This window comes from Anthropogastromicrobium aceti (assembly GCF_020687335.1).
Lineage (GTDB): Bacteria > Bacillota > Clostridia > Lachnospirales > Lachnospiraceae > Anthropogastromicrobium > Anthropogastromicrobium aceti.
Window position 1 is genome coordinate 1 of record NZ_JAJEQN010000030.1, and the last position, 18159, is coordinate 18159.

The following is an 18159-nucleotide window of genomic DNA, read 5'->3' on the forward strand; positions in this document are numbered from 1 at the left end:
GGAATATCGGCTCACCCACTTGGCTGCATAAAAATGCGTAGCAGCCGAAAACTGCTACGCTAAAAAGTCTAACTTTTTGGGGTCACATCACGTCTTATCACTCACACCAAGCTTTTCAGCAAGCTGCACCTGCGTAATCTTATTTTTTTCGCGCAATTCCTTAATCGTAGTTCCTGTTACATATTGATTCATAATACTTTTACCTCCATGTGCCTATTTTACGGTATATGGATGGCTTTCGCTACCTACGGATCGTAGAGTTGATCCAATAGGGACAGGTAAAATGGCTTCTTTACTGTCCAGGATGATTTACTTAATAGCAGATTTATAATAATTTCCAAAATCTGCCAGCGCATCCATAATCGGCAGCAGTTTTTCCCCCAATTCAGTTAAACTGTAATCAACTCTTGGCGGCATTTCTTGATAATCGTGTCGGTATACAAGACCATCATCCATCATCTGCCTTAAGCTGTCCGTCAATACCTTCTGAGATATACCTTCCAAATCTCGCTGCAGCTCATTAAATCTCCATGACCGCATTCTTAAGTTTCGTATAATAAGAAGTTTCCATTTGCCACCTACAAGTGACACTGCTGTGGCCACTGGGCAAACAGGAAGCTCATCTTTTGTCTTCATATGCATTTACCTCCAAACAAATTATAACACATTCTTTTTTGAATGTATAGTTACAAAAAGGTGCGTACTTACATTTGAATGCGTAACATAGTATTATATGGCTGTAAGAACAAACACTAAGAAAAATGGAGGTATATACCATGACAAACTATGCAAAAACAAATATCGGAAATGAAGGTCGAGTTGAACTTCACGAAGCCCTTTCTCTCACAGGTGCTGAAATAAGTATTAATACTCTTCCTGCAGGAGCTAATGTTCCTTTCGTACATTCTCATAAAACAAACGAAGAAGTTTACGGTATCCTTTCTGGCAAGGGAAAAGTTATTATTGACGGAGAGGAAATTACTCTCGCTGCTGGTGATTGGATCAGAATTTCTCCTTCCGCAAAGCGTCAGTTCTTTGCCGCTGAGGATGCTGGAATTTCATTTGTCTGTGTTCAGACTAAGGAAAACTCGCTGGAAAAATTTACAGCAAATGATGCAGTAGTATATTAATCTTATTTTGACAAAAGGCACAATCGCCTCCGCGACTGTGCCTTTTTATCCATAAGAGCCATTGGGGACAGGTAAAATGGCTTTTACTATCTCCCTGGTTCTTATTTCTTCCTTATTTTGTTTTGTAAAGATATATTTCCAGCAAAATTTAGTTCAAATCAGTTTAGTCTACCCTTTTCTGCTGCAACTTTGATGCTATAAACATCCGCAATTCGTGCAGGATAAGTTTCAAGGATTTCAGCTTGGAACACCTAATTCGCTTCGTTGGAAAAACCTTCAATCTGAATACAATTATTCTTGAAAACTAATCGGCCAGTTTCTACCAGTTCATCAGTATTATATTTCGTTTTATCTACATAGAGGTATCCGTCAGCTTCATTCAATCTGAGGGTAAAATCGAAATATCCTCGATCAGACAGCTCATAGCTTGCTCCCTTTGCATAGTCATATATGATTATGCGACTATCAATGATGCCTGAACCAAAGGTATATGTAGCACAGATTTCTGGATAGTCATCACCGGTAAGATCTGCAAAGTACGCATTCCAAATCGGCATTCCGGTAATCAAAATTGTATGGTCGATAAGTTCTGAGGTGTCAAAGGGTTTTGACGCAATTATCTGTGCCTGGTTGTAGCTGAAAGTAACATCTGGATATATTGGAAGATTTATAGTTGATTCATCATCCATGGCAGAGGGGTTCTCTGTGTAATCAAACCACTTTATTACAGAATTTATCTCATCCACAATACGCACTTCTACATTTTCTACTTCAACATAAACAATAATGTCCTCATTGGTGGAGTTCTGCATATTCACACCAATCTTAAACCACGTATCTTTTTCTGCATCAAATTCCACAGGCATACCATGTGTAAGATAAGTGGCTGTGTATCTGGTTTCTGTTGTTTTGTTGACTGGAGATAAAAGGACTTCCGTATCACCCAATCCATCACCAGACCATATTTTAATTGAATTTCTGATTGTGCTGACTTCCTCATCCGTATATACAAATTTCTCTTGACTTCCTGCGGGAACAACAATTCGCAATGTATAGCTATCTTGCTTGGGATTAGTCAGGAAACAAACTGCGACGCCGACACAAACAATGACCGAAATAATAATAACCCAGAACGCAGGCTTCTTATAATTCATCACAGACTTCACACGCTCCTTAACACTAACCTCACCAAAAGCGAGAGGACAAGCGCCAATCATACGACGATTTACGCTGCAGGCCACAAGTACCTGCATATAATCCCCTCTCTGCTCGTTGCCAAGTTCCTTGATGACCTTTTCATCACAAGCAAGCTCGATGTCACGGCACAGCAGAACATAAGCCAGCCACATGAGAGGATTGAACCAATGGATCATAAGCAAAAGGAAACCAAGGGGCTTCCACCAATGGTCTTTACGACGAATGTGTGCCTGCTCGTGGGCAACAACGTGTTCCAGATACTGACCGTTTATTTTGAACGGGAGGTAGATTCTTGGTTTAATGATGCCAAGCACAAACGGAGAGCTTACATTCTCACTCTGGAAAATGTTGTCCTTGTAGCGAACAGCAGTATCAACTTTGCGGCGCAAACGCCAATAGCTGATAGCCGTATATAGTGCAAGTGCAATCATGCCGAAAATCCAGATGTATTCATAGATACCAATAGTGATTTGCAGCGGATTTACACTGGCACCAGCCATCGGCGTATTGGACTGACTGATGATGGGATTAACTGCGTTGTTTATTACACTTATTCCGCTATTGATGGTAGGGGTGGTATCCATGCCTATGTTCAGTGGAATGGTTTCGGCACTTGGAATTAGGCTCAATGGGCTTTCAAAAGAGAATGGGCAAATCAATCTGATGGCTACAATTCCCCAAAGTAGAACATTGATCCATTTTGGAGCTTTCTTCAGAACGAATCTGAGAATCAGCACAGCCAAGACAAGCCAGCTTGCCGATATGCTCATGTTGATGATCTTCAAAAAAAGTTCGTTCATTGCGAACCTCCTTTCCTGATGCAGTCAATCATACGCTGCACTTCATCGAGTTCATCTTCGGACATATCCTGATGCTTCGTAAAAGCAGCGATGAATGCGGGCAAAGAACCCTGAAATTTTTTCTCAACCAGTTCGTCAATTTCATACGCCTGTGCTTCATCTTTAGAAACGAGAGATGTAATGACGCTGTTATCATTCTTTAATACGCCACGCTCTCCAAGGCGCTTGATAACAGTATAAGTGGTGGTTCGCTTCCAACCAAGTTGTTCCTGGCAGAGCTTTACAAGCTGGGCAGCAGTAACCGGCTCATACTCCCACATAATCAAACAAAAACGATATTCGCTTTCGTGAATCTTCGGAAAATCCATATTCATAACCTCCTTGTCTACGCCATTAGATTCTATGTATAGTCTACCATATTAGACAAGCAAAATCAATAGAGTTCATAGAAAAGATACAAAAATGCCCGCAGGATCTCTCCCACGGACAAATCGTTAGTTAGCTATCAAGCAGTTCCTCTATATCAAGTGCATCGGCAAGCATTCTGCTCTGTATATCAACTGTTTTTTCTAATGCCTGCAAACGCCTTTCATTGATAGCATAGCCTTTCATAATATATTGTTTAATAGAGCCAACGGGGACAGGTAAAATGGCTTTTTTACTGTCCCACTGGTTCTCTCAATAGGTTAAATAGAATATCTGTACTGGTCAAGCTTTTTTGTAACACTTTGTTCGATAAATACCTATTTGTAACGAGCCTCCATTGGTGTTAAATAATTATTGTGTGAATGAGGGCGAACATAGTTGTACCAATTTATGTATTTAGTAGTTAGTTCATCCATCACCTCTACATTTGAAAATGAAGTTACGTTATAAAAATTGCTTTTGAACGTATTATAAAATCTTTCCATCGGAGCATTATCATAAGGACAGCCAGCCTTGCTCATACTTTGTGTTATATTATTGTCTTTACAGAAATTTACAAATTCACATGAGGTAAACTGAACTCCCTGATCTGAGTGCAAAATCACTTTAGGATGTTTTTCCTTTTTAAGGGCTGTCTTCAGAGTATTTATTGCCAAATCAGTATTAATACAATTGGAAATTATCTATTTTTCCTCTTCGTTAAGACCTAGTTCATTACATATTACTTGCTATCCCTGATACCTTATTCTTTCTACCAGCGTTTCCTTTTTCAGATTACTGCTTAAAACGCAGGAAAGTACAATCTGCAACAGACCGACCAAAAAAATCATAATAAAAATTGGTACGATTGGAACATGATAGATATTCATTCCAAATATTCCATTATGTTTTGCATAGGAAAAAAGTGCATAGCCGAGCGGCAGACCAATGATCAAAGCTACGCATATGGTACCAACCGTAAAAATCAGTCCCTGTAACTGCAGACATAAATTTAATTGTTTATTTGTCATACCCACAGCCTGTAATACACCATATTCCTGCTTTTTTGTCGTAATATTCATGATCATGGTGTTTGCCATATTCATAAAACCGATGAGTCCTACAACTGCCATAAACAGATAACAGCCAAGCTTCATCATGCGGGCTGCTAATTCTGCAGATTGTAACTGTGCATGATAGGTATCCATTTTTATATGTGAAGTATTAGAAATCAAAGTATTCAGACTCTGTTCCACAGATGCCACATCTTTTTTATCACAGTCCATCCACAAATAGCCATAGGCTGTTCCTCTCGGATTCATGGAACGGTATACACCTTCCGGAATGACAAGATAAGTGTCCGCACTTACAAAGGATCCTGCAATCTTTCCCTGATAGGTATAGGTTCCACTTCCATTCTCAAAGTCAAATGCAATGGATTCACCCGGAGCATATCCATCTTGTTCCATCCACGTCGACCAGCCAAAGAAAATATCACCATTCTTTACCGCCTGATCATAGTCCATAGAGCCAATATCCCCTTCTTGGCGCATAAAATCAAAATCCTTTTTACTCACAATAGTAGCCGGAAATCTTGTTCCGTTCAGATTTACAGAGACAATCTCTCTCGTCATGACATCTGTTACTCCCGGAATGCTTTTGATTTCTTCAATCAGCGAATCATTCAATGGATCATCCGTCAGAATCGTATCCAGATTATTCTCCGGATATCTTTCATCATACTCAGCAGAATAGTCAAGCTGCAGTTCAAATTGTCCATGATTAACAAAAAGACGTGCTTCATGCTCCGTGTCAATATTTCCCACATAATTAGAGATAATCACAAACAATACGCAAGAAAAACCCATTGTGAGGATAGTACCAATAGTTCTTTTGGGATTACCCGTTACATTTGCCATTGCCATAGAAAACACGGTGACATTTTTTCTGCCATTTCGTTTTCCTTTTTTTTGTGTTTCTACATTTTCTAAATACCGTGTTGCTTCGATAGGTGAAATCCGTGAAACAATTTTCATTGGTTTACGCAGTGCCAAAGCAACGGTAAGAAATGATACGAAAATACATAGAAGCATAACAGGCAGGGAAAACAGTGGCACCTGCTGGTTTTGAACGCCCATAGAACCAGTTTGGGTTGATACAAGGTTCCCCTGTTCTACCAGCCAGTTAAAACCGTATTTTGCAATCAGAAATCCAAAAAGAAATCCAACCGGTATTGAAAAAATTGTCAAAAAAATGCCCTCTCTGAAGATCAGTTGTTTCATCTGCTTTTTTGTCGCTCCCAGAGCCTTGATTTTTCCATACTCCTGTATCTTGTTGGCAATACCGACCTGAAAAATATTATAAATGACCACAACAGAGAAAAGTACAATTGCAAGAATCAGCATTCCACATACCGCAATCGTTTCATAACTCGGCTGCAAGATCCATTGCAGATAGAAATCATTTATTATAACGTTTTTTTCTTCGATCCCACAAGATGCTGCAATCTGTTTTATAACCGGTTCAATATTATTCATAGATACATTTGCAGAATCATTTAAAGTAAAATAAATATTATACTGTCTGTCATTCTCTGCGACATGCTCATCGTAAAACTCCTGTGACCCGAAAGCAACATAAGATGCCTCGATGGTATACTCATCCCGGTCATATAGGATTCCGCTGACAACAAATTCTTCCGGCTTATATTCTGACCGCATCCCTGCACGGTAATCCAGTGTAACCGTATCTCCGACCTTTACATCATCATATCCCATTTCACTAAAAAATGCTCTTCCTGCAGCAATTTCCTGCGTTCCCCCCGGATACTTTCCTTCCTTTAACTCATATTCCTTATTATAGGGAAGCATTTTTCTTGCAGTCTCATCCATGCAGACAAAACCACCGTTTTCGTTGCCTTTAATTATGCCTTCTGTACACATAATTCCTATTGCATCTATTTCCGCACGGCGGCGTACGTCCTTTAACTGCGAGGCATCTGCTGCGACAAACAAACCATAATTGCTTCCATATGAGCCTGCCGCCTGACTTTTCTGTAAACGGATCATTCCATTTCCCACAGTACTGATAATCACAAGCAGCATCGTAGTCAGACATATGGACATCATAATCAGTATACTTCTTGTCTTGTTCTTTTTGTCATTGCTATATGCAATCCTGCTTATTGTCTTCATCTAAAATCCACCACCTGTCCATCCTCAATTACCAGAATACGATCAGCGACCTGTGCAATTTCGTCATCATGGGTAATCATTACAATTGTCTGTCCATATTTTTTTGCTGTCATCTTAAGCAGGGCAATCACCTCATCACTGGTCTTAGAATCAAGATTTCCTGTCGGCTCATCTGCAAATATAATTTCCGGACGATTCACCAGTGCTCTTGCAATTGCTACTCTCTGTTGCTGTCCTCCGGATAACTGATTTGGCAGATTGTAAATCCTCTTTTCAATCCCCAGAGTTGCAATAATATCATTTACATACGCTTCATCCACTTTTCTTCCATCCAGCCCCAGTGGCAGTACAATATTTTCCCAGACATTAACAGATGAAACCAGATTAAATGCCTGAAAAACAAATCCGATTTTTCTTCTGCGGAAAACAGCAAGGGCATCTTCCTTCATCCTGTATAAATCTTTCCCTGCCAAAGTAACACTGCCTTTTGTAGGGGTATCAAGCCCTCCAAGCATATGAAGTAATGTACTTTTACCGGATCCTGACTTTCCAACAATTGCTACAAATTCTCCCTGCTCAATCTGAATGTCCACCTGATTGACCGCTTTGACCTGATTCTCACCTGCGCCATAAAACTTACAAAGCTGCTTGGTTTCTAATATCACACTCAATGTGCTACCTCCTTTTCAATTCTGTAAAACGTACCTTTTCAGCACACTTTCTTTGCCTGTTTATATATTTGGTCATTTTTCAACCTACATCCAAATTGTATCAGGACAATCTTTCATTTCACTTTCAAAAAACGAGCAGAACTCTTACAGAATTGTAAGAGTTCTGCTCACTTAAAATTTAACCAACATATGGTAATTGAATCACAAACGTGCTTCCTTTTTTCTTTTTGCCGGAGGTTACCGTGATCGTACCTGCGTGTTTTTCGATAATTTCTCTTGATAGAAAAAGTCCGATTCCTGTACCACTCTTTTCCATGACCTCCCTGGAACTTCCTCTGTAAAATCGTTGAAAAACTTTGTGATACTCATTCTGCGGAATACCAATTCCCTGATCCTCAATTTCCATTCTTACAAAATCGTTCCTTTTTTGTAACCGGATAAATATTTTTGAACCACACGGACTGTACTTGATTGCATTATCCAGAACGTTGATCACAGCTTCACCAAGCCACCTTTTGTCCTGCATAATCGTGCATGCTTCCAGCTCTTTTTCATAGTCAAAAACGAATTCAATTTCTTTCTCATCCGCTTTGGGATAAGTACGGTTCACAGCAGATATGACAGTATCCATAAGCGGAAGTTTTTTCTTATTCATCTGAATCAGTCCAGTTTCCATCTTGGATATTTCAAGAAGCGACTGCAATAATGTCTCCAGTCCATCCAGAGCACTCCGACAACGGACACGAAACTCCTCCTGTTCTATGGCACTTAAGTCATTCTGCATCAGCACACTAAAACATATATCTAAAGCTGCAACCGGTGTCTTTAACTGGTGAGAAATATCAGAAACTATTTCTTTCGTGCTCTCTTTTTCTTCCCTTGCTTCTTCCTTTAGCAACTGAATATGATGTCCGATTGCTTCAAGCTGGTCATTCAATTTTTCCAGTTCTGCGTGATTTTCCGTTTTCAGTAAATCATCAAATTTATTTTCACGGAATCTGATCAGAATTTCTTCCAACTGGTCTAAAATTTTCTGATGACTCGCATCTTCTTTTTTCTTCCAATAAAGTAAAAAAGTCAAAAGAAGCACGCATATCACAGTGCTTACAGCACCAGTCACCATAACCTGATGCCAGAATTGCGAATAAAATGCATTCCCTTTATTTCCCCAGTATCCATATTGCTCCAATAATCGCCTCCCCTGTTCGTTGGCTTCAATATCCTTATCCTTAAGCAATTCCGAAACAGCATCCAGCCCGGAAAATTCTTCCTTTGCAGCAATCTCTGTCATAAGATTCATTTTATATTTATAATCTTCATAAAACACATACGTGGTAAAGCAATTTAATATTGCAAACAATAATATGACAGGTAATACCAAGGAGAGCACTACTGTAATCTTCTTGCGATATCTCTTTGTCACTGCCTTACCTCCTGATTCCATATATATCCAAGACCTCTGATATTCTTTATATAAACCGGTGCAGCCGGATTATCTTCAATTTTCTCACGGAGTCTTCTGATATTGACAGCGATTGTATTTTCATCCATAAAATCCCCTTCCAGATCAAACACATTTTCCAATATTTGTGTTTTTGAAAGAATCTGTTTCGGATTCTGAAGAAAAAAAGTCAGCATTTTCAACTCCGTTTTTGTCAGACTGATTTCACGACTCTTTATCAGGACTTTCATTTCTCCTGCGATAAATACGATATCTCCCGAAATCAGCTTTCCGGCTTCCGTTTTCTCCTGTCTGCGGCGGAAATGTGCTTCTATTTTCAAAAGAAGTACCGAAAGACTAAACGGCTTTGTAATATAATCATCTGCCCCTGCTTCATATCCCATGACCTGATCTATCTCCTGATCTAGTGCTGTAAGGCAAATAATGTATGTATTATAATTGCATCTCATCCACCTTACAAATTCCAGACCATTCCCATCTGGAAGATTCACATCACAAATGGTAACATCCACATTATTATCACTTGCAATTCTTTTCGCTTTTTTCACTGATTCTGCTGAAAAAACCTCATATCCGGATTTTTTCAGTGAAAATGTAATTCCACGATTTAAATTTTCATCATCTTCAACCACGAGTATACCTGGCATAGCATATGCACCTCTCTTTATTAACTATTTCTCCTCTTCGTTAAGACCTAGTTCATTACATATTTGTTCTTCCTCAATATCTTCGGTAGTGACTTTCCCTGTAATATCTCTATAGGCTTCTTTTATTCCATTTTTGACAGCCCACTTAACTATAAAATACAATGTAAGTAAAACGATTAGTGCTGTGCCAAAACTAATTCCTAATTCTTCAAACATTTCATTACCTCCGTCAAATCCCGCTCTATCAGACTCTTTTTATTTCTGCTGCAGTTTTGACAAAAGAACAACCGTCTCAACGGTATTCCCTTTGTCCCACAAAAGTTCCGTAACTTCCCCGCCATCCTTGAACACCGGAAAATTCAGGCCAATCCGCTTTAGCGGATATTCAGACTCGTCATTTCTGTAAATTTCAATTTCCTTAATCAAGGCTGTGACCACATTTCTCTTTTCTTCGTCATTTATTATATTATAAACGCAGTCGAAATTCACCATGATTTTGTAAATATTCTCAAGAGTAATTGCCTGCTGCTTAATTGCATCTCGCCGAAGTTTGGCATCTTCGATTTTTTCCTCCAGCTCAACAATGACATCATATAGGGAATCTAACCGCAAGGTCATATCATGGAGCTTTCGTTCCCGGTATTTTGCATCAGCAGGGAGACTGTCAATTTCCCGTTCCAATCTTGTTTTATTCAGATCAACTTCCTTCAGCTTTGCCTGATAGCCCTCCAGTTCTTTATCCACTGCTTTCGTGTCAATCTGAACGCCAATCCGTTTTTTAATGGCCTGGGCATATTCCTCATTCCTTACGATCTCACGAATTGCCTCAATGACCATCGGTTCAATATCGGTCTTTTTCAGCATTGCCTTATATTCACAATGCTTACCCCTGACCATTCTATTCCGACTACATACATAATAGTAAATTTCTTTGTAAGTGCCATCTTTATTTGTCCATGCGTGTTTATTCGTATACATGGGACTTCCACAAACCGGGCATTTCAGCAGACCGGATAACAAATGGACTCGATCCCGCCCAATTTTTGACGGTTGCTTTACTCCGGTTCTAAGACGCTTGGCATGAGCCTTTTCCCATACCTCCTCACTAACGATTCCTTTATGCTGTCCCTCTGTCAGAATGTAATCGTCATTTCTTTTCATCTGGTAATCGTTTTTTGTGCCTTTGACTTTTTCCTTCGTTCTCCGTCCATAGGCAATTTTACCGCAATAAACCGGATTATCCAATATCAGTTTAATGAAATGTCCTGTCCAATCCTCTAATGTGCCATTCTGCCTCGGAATTTTCCGTATACCTTGTAAATTCAACTGATTCGCGATACCACCCAAACCAATTTCCGATGAAGTATATAATTCAAAAATCTTCCGTATTGCCACAGCCTCTGTTTCTTCAATCATCAGCTTGTTATCTTCCAGTGTATATCCGTAAGGAGCAAAGCCACCATTCCATCCACCCTGCCGTGCCTTTTCGCGCCGCCCGTTCATCGTCTGCTCGATAATATTCTCACGCTCAATCTCAGCTACAGCAGATAGTACAGAAATCAAAAGTTTTCCGCTTGTCTGAGAGGAATCAATCCCTTCTTCTATACAAATCAGATTTACACCATAAGATTGAACCAGCTCCAAAGAGTTAAGTATATCTGCTGCATTACGGCCAAACCGTGACAGCTTATACACTAAAATATAATCAATGTCCAAGCCATCCTCAATATCTCTGAGCATTTTTTGAAAGGCAGGCCGTCCCTCAATGGATTTACCGGATTTACCGGCATCTTCATAAGTATCAACAACGATCATTTCCTCACGATCCGCAAATCGTGTCAGCATATTTTTTTGACCTTCCAGGCTGTATCCGTCCACTTGCATCTCTGTGCTGACCCTCGGATACAAAACACAGCGTTTTCCATATCGGTTCATAATTCATACCTCCAAAATTTACTTTTGGAAAATATCCTATGTAAAGCTGCGATTCTCACGCAGCTCCGTCAACCTCGCCCAGCACTCTCATACCATATTTCTCGATGATATGTGCCAGCGAAGTGATAAACGCTTCAAATTTTTGTTCCGCCAGAAGTTCTTCTGACCGGATTTCATCTGAAGGAATCAATGCGCTTTTATGCTGGATATTCTCCATTCAGAATCACCTCCGCAATTCCTAACGAAATTATAACTCTACTTGCACAGCCTGAAAATGATACGGCCTTTCGGCACTTTTATGTAATCCCCAGACTGCACAAGAGCGTCTTGTTTATGTTTTCCATGTCATCCTTGTTTAGATGACCAATATAGTTTTTTAACCTCGACTTGTCGATTGTTCTGATCTGTTCCAGCATAACAACAGATGGTTTCACCAAACCGCATCTGTCATTTAAGTGGTAATGCGTGGGGAACTTTCTGCTTTTTTTGCTTACACTGGTAATTGCTGCAATAATAATCGTAGGACTGAAACAATTTCCCACATTGTTTTGAAGAATGAGTACAGGACGAGAGCCACTTTGTTCGGAGCCGATACCAGGGCTTAAATCAGCCGAATATATGTCACCTCGATGGAATTTTTCAAACATCACTCTCGCCTCCTTAATATCTTAATACTTAAACAGCCGCACCAGTCTGAAAGAAATCTTCGGATAAAAAACCTGGTGCGGCTACTGTTATTCTGTTCGGATTACTCGTCATATTTGCCACGCCCCCTGACGATGGGAACACAACAGGTCTCCGCTGGCGCGGCTGTCATAACTCCGCAGCATCGTTCGTATCGTGTGCCGCAGGGTTCCCCCCAAGTCTTTGGCGGGCCGTGAGGAAGTATCTTTAAGCCCCCGCGCCCTCATCGCGCCGGATGTGCCACCATCCGGGTCACAGGGACGTTGATCGCTCCGAAACAGCTTGTCCATCACCTCCTGGCTGCTCCATCTTCGCGGCGTCCTGCACTCGCTCATGCGCGGGTTATGTACCTGTTCTGCCGTGTATTCAGTTGTCAAAGGTCAGCGAAAGAAAAGCTCCTTCTTGACAGCCATGACAAAAACAGGCGATTTGTCCTGTCTGTACTGCGATTTATTTGAAAAAATATTTTGCCTTGTCCCTTCATAGAAGCTGCGGACAGCGCAATCTCCTTACAAGCACAACAAAATAGGTACTATCGTACTCAAAAACGCCTTTTATGAGGTTCTTCCTGCAAGGAAATGGGCACGATAAAATATGATAAAGGAGACGATAGTGCCTATGGAACTGATAAAAGAGCTGGGACGAAGGATACAAAAAGCGCGTAAGGAAAAAGGATTGACGCAGCAGGAACTCGCAGATCTGAGCCACGTTTCTCTAAAGCACGTTCAAGGCTGCGAAAGAGGGGTGAAGAATCCTTCTTTTGAGGTTCTGCGCGCTTTTTGCAAAGTCTTGAATTTATCTTTAGATTCCCTGATGAATCTCGATCTGCCTGAAGATGAGCAAGCCGCCAACGATATGCGGCAGCTTTACCTTTCGTGCCCTCCGGCTGCCAGAAAAGTGCTGTTAAACTCGACCCGTGCGTTGACTGATGAGCTAAAAGAGATGGTGCAGACGGCTGGGGTTGACCCAGATGAACATTTAGAGAATAAGTAAGCCGGTGGAGGAATAAAAACCTCCACCGGCTCTCTTTTTGCCGCTATGCGGCGGTCAGGTTATTGGGCCGTATCCAGCAACCGCGCCAGCTTCTTCAGTCCGCGCCGGATGCTCTCCCACACGCGGCGGCGGTCAGCACCCTCGATCCGGGCGATCTCGGCCACCGTCATGCCCAGGTAAAACCGGGCGTAGATACGCCGGGCCTGGATGGCGGTCAGCTGCATCAGCGCGGCATACACTTCCTCCCGCAGCAGCTTCTGCTCCAGGACTTCCGCCGGGGTGAGTGGCCGGTTGAGGGCATCGTTTTCAATGCCATCCTCCCGGTTCAGAGAGTAGTGAGCCTTGTGCCGGAACTTCCGGCGTTCATAGGCGGCATCGTCCTGCTCCTGGCCCCGGATCGCGGCCACGACTTCCTCGGCCACGTCTACAAAGACATCGCTTTTATACACATCGGGATACAGTTCCCGAAGATTGATCTTCTGCATTATGTACCTCCATTTCGATTCACGGGTTGACGGGTGAACCGAAATGAAGGCGGTGAGCGACACCTTTCGGGGAAATTCCCGAAAAAACGACAAACAAAAGCGCCAGCATCCGAAGAACGGCGGCTGGCGCTGCTAAAAGAGGACTTATGACGCTTATGGACCAGCCACGATAGTGCCTGTTCATAAGCAGATGGGGACCGATTGACGGTCAGGCTTTTTTTGACAGGTAAATTCCTGCCGAATTATGTCGAAGCGGTCTTTGCTTCACGGCGGCTCCCTCCTAAAGCCGCCGTGTCAGCGTGTAGTCGTCACTCCTTTGTCGAGGGCATAAGGAACGGCGGCCTTGATGTTACTCAAAACCGCCGCAGTCCTTGAAAATCCATTATGGGCGCACGAAGCTACCTGCCCTGCAACGGTTTTTTTCTTTTCCCCGTTGGTCGGGGGTAGGATCGCTTGGCTTATTCGGTTTATTCTTGCTTTTGTGCGGCTGCCTCTTTCAGCCGGTCAAAACTCTCATCGCTGATAATGTGTTCAATCCGGCAGGCGTCGGCCTCCGCAGTTTTGGGATCAACGCCTGCGGCAATAAGCTGCTCGGTAAAGAAACAGTGGCGTTCATAGGTTCTTTCAGCCACCTCGCGGCCCACATCGGTCAAATGGAGAAAGTGATCTTCGTCCATTGTGAGAAAGCCGCCGTCCCGCAAGGTAGCCACTGCATGGCACACGCTGGGCTTTGACACCTCCATGTGCCGGGCCACATCTACGGAGCGTACCATACCGAGTTTCTTTTGGAGAACAAGGATGGTTTCCAGGTAGTCCTCCCCGGACGCATGAAGTTTCATGGAACATCTCCCTTCTAAAACAATTTACACAGCCCAACCAAGACTCTCCTGTTGGATATGGAACAGTTTATGGTACAATCCGTTCTTCTTCATCAGCTCATCGTGGGTTCCATACTCTGCCAACCGTCCATTGTCAAGGACGAGGATTTGGTCTGCATCTACAACTGTACGGAGCCGGTGAGCAATCATAATGACCGTCTTACCCTCCACCAGTTTGGCAATCGCCTTTTGAACCAGGACTTCATTTTCCGGGTCAAGGGATGCTGTTGCCTCGTCAAGCAGAATAATGGGTGCATTTTTCAGCAATGCGCGGGCGATGGAAATACGCTGGCGCTCACCGCCGGAAAGAGTGCTGCCGTTCTCACCGAGGACCGTCTGATACCCGTCCGGCATTTCCCGGACAAATTCATCACAATAGGCGGCTTTGGCCGCAGCAATTACTTGATCGTCCGTTGCGTTTGGATTGCCAAGACGGATATTGTTCATAACCGTATCATTGAACAGGGTCACATCCTGGAACACGAAGGACATATAAGACATGAGACTTTCCGGCTCCATACTCTTAATGTCTTTTCCGCCCACGGTGATCTTTCCCTGCTGAACATCCCAAAACCGGGCAATCAGTTTGGAAATCGTGCTTTTACCGGAGCCGGACGGGCCAACAAGGGCAGTCACGCTCCCCTGGGGAATTTTACAAGAAACATCTTTGATGACATCTTCCTGATTGTAGGCAAAGGTCACATGGGAAAGCTCAATATCGCAGTTCGGGACCGTTTTTCCTTCACCGTCCATCGCAGGGGTAGTGAGCAGGGTACGCATACGACTTGTGACCACATTCAAATTCAGCAGTGAGGACAGGTTCGCCAGGATCGCCAGGATCGGTCCATAAATCCGTGTGACCATCAGCAGGAACATAAGCAGAGGAAGAAGCTCAATCTGTCCTTGTGTTAGAAGAATAGCGCCAACAAAAATCGTGATACCGATGCCAGCCTGCAAAATCATACTTGCACTGGACATGAACACGCCGACAGCCATCTCCACTTTGATGGCGATTTTTTTCATTGCTAACAGAGCTTTATCCAGCGCGCTGAAATGAGAACCGGACAGCCCGCAGGACTTGATGATCTTCATGCCTTCCAAGTATTCCTGTACCTGGTCAGAAGCAACCAGCTTTGCGTCAACCTGTTTTTCAAACAGCTTCTTTTGATGGTTCCGGCTGAGCCAGATAATGAGGAAGGCAATCGGAACCGTGATAAATACGCACAAAGCAAGCCGCCAGTCAAAGAAGGCCAGCAGGATGCAGGTCAGGGTCACCGTGATGCCGTTTGCAATCAGCGGAGGGATCGTGCTGCTGAGCAGGGATTCCATGCTGCTGCAATCTGCCATCATATTTGTGGTCAGTTCAGAAAGGTCCTTGGTGTTAAAGAAATTCATCGGAAGTTTCCGCAGATGCTCCGCAATCCGAAGCCGGGTCGTGTTCGACTCTTTATATGAGGCAATATAGGTTTTGCGGTAATCGTTTTTAGCAGCCAGAAATACCAGAATGGCCGAAACAATACCCGCGCCCCACAGCATCCAGATATGGTTCCACTGAATGGAGCCGCCATTGACAAAGGGAGTCAGAATTTCACTGAAAATCATAACAGTTACACAGAACGGAAGAAGCATAGCCAAGTTCGTCAATGTGCAGGCGAAGATTGCTTTTTTCAGATCTGCGTAACCTTTGTCTGATAAAAAGAGAGCTTTTTGTAATCTGCTCATAGTTACACCGCCTTTCCGCTGATTTTCCAGCCAATCGCTTCTGTATAGTGGTTCCACATTTGCGCATAGCGTCCGCCTGCGTCCACCAGCTCGTCATGTTTTCCTTCTTCGATCAGGTGCCCTTTCTCCATGACAATAATCTTATCTGCATTGCGGATCGTGGAGAGGCGGTGTGCGATGATGATAACTGTCTTACCCTGCATCAGCTTTTCAAAAGCTTTCTGGATCAGGTATTCATTCTCCGGGTCGCTGAACGCCGTTGCCTCATCCAGCACGATGATGGGCGAGTCCTTGATAATGGCCCGCGCAATGGCAATTCGCTGGCGCTCGCCGCCAGAGAGATGGATGCCTTTGGAGCCGACCACCGTATGATACCCGCCCGGTAGTTTGGAGATGAACTCGTGGCACTGCGCCGCTTTCGCCGCCGCAATCACTTGTTCCTCACTGGCCGAAGGATTGCCCATACGGATATTATCCAAGATGCTCTGCTTGAACAGGAAAATATCCTGGAACACAAAGCTGACATGGCGCATCAGGTCATCCTCCGCCATATCGCGCACATCTACGCCGCCGATGGTAATGCTGCCAGAAGATACATCCCAAAACCGAGAAATCAGATTGGCAATCGTACTTTTGCCGCCGCCGGACGGGCCGACAATAGCTGTGATCTGTCCCTGTTTTGCTGAGAAAGATACATTTTCCAGGGCTTTCTCGGAAACATCCCCCGTGTAGGAAAAGCTGACATCGTGGAAAGCAACATCATCCCCAACAGGTTTCTTAGGATGAGATGTTTCCGGCATTTCAGGGATGTTCAGAATTTCATCCATCCGAGCCACATTCCCATCAATCTGCATGAACGATTCGGAGATATACATGATTTTGTTCAGTACACCGGAAATTGCGGGTACAAAGAGCAAATAGAAAATGAAGGTCATGGCAAACCCAGCAAAATCATCCGACCTGGAGCCGATTAAAATTCCGACAGGTACAAGGATCAGATAAACATTATTGATGATTGTGGTGAAAGCGGGCATACAGTTCTGCCAGCCCAGGGAAAATTTCAGGACCCACTCTGTATATCCGGTAATTGCTTCTTTGAGTTTTTTGAAAGAGGATGCGGTCTGGTTAAACGCCTTTACAACCGACATTCCACGAACATACTCCACAGAAGCGTTGTTCATTTCTTCTAGGGCTTTTTGGTACTTACCCATATTCTCTTTCATCTCGCCGCTGCCAAAGCCAATGAACTCCGCAACAAACGCCAGAATGATACCGACCAGAGAGGCAAGACCGAACCGCCAGTCAACGGCCAGTAGGATGATGACCATGACAATGGGAGCTGTAATAGAAGCGACAAAATCCGGGAACTGGTGAGCAATAAAGCCCTCTACGCTTTCAATGTTTTCATCCATGATTTTCCGCAGACGTCCGCTGCCAATCGTCAGGTGATACCCAAGTGGAATTTTAGTAATATGGTCTGCAAAGAGAACCTTCAACTCGTACAGCGTTCCGAACGCTGCCATGTGTGAACTGAAAATAGCCAGGAAGTATAGCAGGATATTCGCCACGATCCCGGCGAGCGCCAGCCAGCCGTAATTCATGACCATCCCCATATCCAACTGGTCAATGTTCGGGAAAACCCCGATAATCGAGCGGATCATAAAATAGACCGCTATGTACGGGATGAACGAAGCAATGGCCGCCAGTGACGAAAGAACCGCAGCTAAGAACACAAGGCCCTTTCTGTCAGAAGCCAATTCCATGCATCGCGCCAAACCCGTCTTTGGTTTTGCTTGTTTCGACTTTGCGTTTGACATAGCATGAACCCTCCTTAAAATTGAAAATGGTGAGGTTAGCAGTTTCTAACCTCACCACTCATTTTATCAACCTTTGGAATTGCCTGCTACTCCATAACTCTGTTCCACTGTCCAAAATAGCCCAAAGATACCAGAGAGT

19 protein-coding genes are annotated in these 18159 nt (G+C 43.3%); 2 read left to right on the plus strand and 17 right to left on the minus strand.

All coding sequences use genetic code 11. The features are described 5' to 3' along the window. Window positions 1-87: 87 nt before the first annotated feature. Both LKD48_RS11415 and LKD48_RS11420 read right to left on the minus strand, forming a co-directional pair. Window positions 88-192 carry a helix-turn-helix domain-containing protein gene (locus LKD48_RS11415; RefSeq protein WP_308732060.1) on the minus strand — a complete coding sequence of 35 codons (105 nt, stop codon included), beginning with the start codon at window positions 190-192 and terminating at the stop codon, window positions 88-90. A 117-nt stretch (window positions 193-309) separates the two neighbouring features. Beyond that, window positions 310-636, minus strand: coding sequence for a winged helix-turn-helix transcriptional regulator (locus LKD48_RS11420; protein ID WP_118616258.1), 327 nt, complete (start codon window positions 634-636; stop codon window positions 310-312). A gap of 140 nt (window positions 637-776) precedes the next feature. On the opposite strand from LKD48_RS11420, the gene LKD48_RS11425 reads away from it, so the two are divergent. After that, entirely contained in the window at window positions 777-1130 is a 354-nt protein-coding gene (locus tag LKD48_RS11425) for a cupin domain-containing protein (protein WP_308732061.1), read from the plus strand. 251 nt (window positions 1131-1381) lie between these two features. On the opposite strand, the gene LKD48_RS11430 is transcribed toward LKD48_RS11425, so the two are convergent. The 11 genes from LKD48_RS11430 to LKD48_RS11475 form a co-directional block, all read right to left on the minus strand. Next, entirely contained in the window at window positions 1382-3127 is a 1746-nt protein-coding gene (locus LKD48_RS11430; RefSeq protein WP_308732062.1) for a M56 family metallopeptidase, read from the minus strand. Next, the gene (locus tag LKD48_RS11435; RefSeq protein ID WP_308732063.1) at window positions 3124-3495 is read right to left on the minus strand and encodes a BlaI/MecI/CopY family transcriptional regulator; all 372 of its coding nucleotides are present in this window, start codon (window positions 3493-3495) and stop codon (window positions 3124-3126) included. Before LKD48_RS11435 ends, LKD48_RS11430 begins: the two co-directional genes overlap by 4 nt. Before the next feature lie 375 nt (window positions 3496-3870). Continuing rightward, window positions 3871-4236: an integrase core domain-containing protein gene (locus LKD48_RS16650; RefSeq protein ID WP_408628578.1), complete on the minus strand. Its 366-nt coding sequence runs from the start codon at window positions 4234-4236 to the stop codon at window positions 3871-3873. A 45-nt stretch (window positions 4237-4281) separates the two neighbouring features. After that, complete coding sequence (locus LKD48_RS11440; protein ID WP_308732064.1) at window positions 4282-6726, minus strand: ABC transporter permease; 2445 nt, start codon at window positions 6724-6726, stop codon at window positions 4282-4284. After that, window positions 6723-7397 carry an ABC transporter ATP-binding protein gene (locus LKD48_RS11445; RefSeq protein WP_015520995.1) on the minus strand — a complete coding sequence of 225 codons (675 nt, stop codon included), beginning with the start codon at window positions 7395-7397 and terminating at the stop codon, window positions 6723-6725. Before LKD48_RS11445 ends, LKD48_RS11440 begins: the two co-directional genes overlap by 4 nt. Before the next feature lie 178 nt (window positions 7398-7575). Beyond that, the gene (locus tag LKD48_RS11450) at window positions 7576-8841 is read right to left on the minus strand and encodes a sensor histidine kinase (protein WP_308732065.1); all 1266 of its coding nucleotides are present in this window, start codon (window positions 8839-8841) and stop codon (window positions 7576-7578) included. Continuing rightward, window positions 8817-9506: a response regulator transcription factor gene (locus LKD48_RS11455; protein WP_308732066.1), complete on the minus strand. Its 690-nt coding sequence runs from the start codon at window positions 9504-9506 to the stop codon at window positions 8817-8819. Before LKD48_RS11455 ends, LKD48_RS11450 begins: the two co-directional genes overlap by 25 nt. Window positions 9507-9530: 24 nt before the next feature. Continuing rightward, a complete protein-coding gene (locus LKD48_RS11460; protein ID WP_308732067.1) occupies window positions 9531-9722 on the minus strand; it encodes a DUF6019 family protein in 192 nt (63 codons plus the stop codon). 39 nt (window positions 9723-9761) lie between these two features. Further along, window positions 9762-11441 (minus strand): recombinase family protein, encoded by a 1680-nt coding sequence (locus LKD48_RS11465; protein WP_308732068.1) that lies wholly within the window; start codon window positions 11439-11441, stop codon window positions 9762-9764. A 55-nt stretch (window positions 11442-11496) separates the two neighbouring features. After that, entirely contained in the window at window positions 11497-11658 is a 162-nt protein-coding gene (locus tag LKD48_RS11470; protein ID WP_171905590.1) for a hypothetical protein, read from the minus strand. Window positions 11659-11737: 79 nt separating this feature from the next. Continuing rightward, complete coding sequence (locus LKD48_RS11475; RefSeq protein WP_002576184.1) at window positions 11738-12088, minus strand: type II toxin-antitoxin system PemK/MazF family toxin; 351 nt, start codon at window positions 12086-12088, stop codon at window positions 11738-11740. 655 nt (window positions 12089-12743) lie between these two features. Between LKD48_RS11475 and LKD48_RS11480 the strand changes: the two genes are divergently transcribed. Further along, window positions 12744-13118, plus strand: a complete 375-nt coding sequence (locus tag LKD48_RS11480; protein WP_004797313.1) for a helix-turn-helix domain-containing protein — start codon at window positions 12744-12746, stop codon at window positions 13116-13118. Between the two features lie 59 nt (window positions 13119-13177). Here LKD48_RS11480 and LKD48_RS11485 read toward each other — a convergent pair whose 3' ends face one another. The 4 genes from LKD48_RS11485 to LKD48_RS11500 form a co-directional block, all read right to left on the minus strand. Continuing rightward, window positions 13178-13603, minus strand: coding sequence for an RNA polymerase sigma factor (locus LKD48_RS11485; protein WP_195601563.1), 426 nt, complete (start codon window positions 13601-13603; stop codon window positions 13178-13180). A gap of 467 nt (window positions 13604-14070) precedes the next feature. Then, window positions 14071-14442: a metal-dependent transcriptional regulator gene (locus LKD48_RS11490; RefSeq protein ID WP_058722586.1), complete on the minus strand. Its 372-nt coding sequence runs from the start codon at window positions 14440-14442 to the stop codon at window positions 14071-14073. A gap of 24 nt (window positions 14443-14466) precedes the next feature. Next, a complete protein-coding gene (locus tag LKD48_RS11495) occupies window positions 14467-16203 on the minus strand; it encodes an ABC transporter ATP-binding protein (protein WP_257340051.1) in 1737 nt (578 codons plus the stop codon). Window positions 16204-16205: 2 nt separating this feature from the next. Beyond that, window positions 16206-18020 (minus strand): ABC transporter ATP-binding protein, encoded by a 1815-nt coding sequence (locus LKD48_RS11500; RefSeq protein WP_308732069.1) that lies wholly within the window; start codon window positions 18018-18020, stop codon window positions 16206-16208. Between the last annotated feature and the right edge of the window lie 139 nt (window positions 18021-18159).